The sequence below is a fragment of the Dellaglioa sp. CoH-55-MRSF-8 genome (assembly GCF_056782195.1).
Genome location: NZ_JBXAYH010000090.1, coordinates 1 through 395 on the forward strand (window position 1 = coordinate 1; position 395 = coordinate 395).

General features: G+C 52.9%; 1 protein-coding gene. It reads right to left on the bottom strand.

The window, feature by feature from the left end; genetic code table 11:
• Nucleotides 1-328: hypothetical protein (locus AC1RPW_RS08045; RefSeq protein WP_481769450.1), on the bottom strand; the 328-nt coding region annotated here is incomplete at its 3' end.
• Nucleotides 329-395: the final 67 nt, after the last annotated feature.

Sequence of the window (395 nt, forward strand, 5' to 3'; positions counted from 1 at the left end):
TCTCGACACCAATCGCGGCAAGCGCCTCACTCATCTTTTCGTTGAACTGCTGTTCCGTACATGCATATGGGTAGGAACCCAGCATATACAAGATGCTCTCGTCCCGACTCGTCGCCGTACTCGTATTTCGGTGCGTGCTGATCTTGTACTGCGATCCCGCCGTGACCTCGATACGTGTGATCTTCGTGCGCTCTACGCGTTCATACACGTAACTCCCGCGATCGTTTTCTGTGACCTCGGACTTTGCTCGGTAGTACGGATAGGTCACCTCACGTTCATGCTTCTGCCACTCTTGCGTGAAAAACACACGTTTTTCTTTTTCGCTCATCTTTTATCCTTCGTACGGGTCATCCCCGTTGTCGTAACATTGCTCGATACGCGCGGCCTCGGCTCGG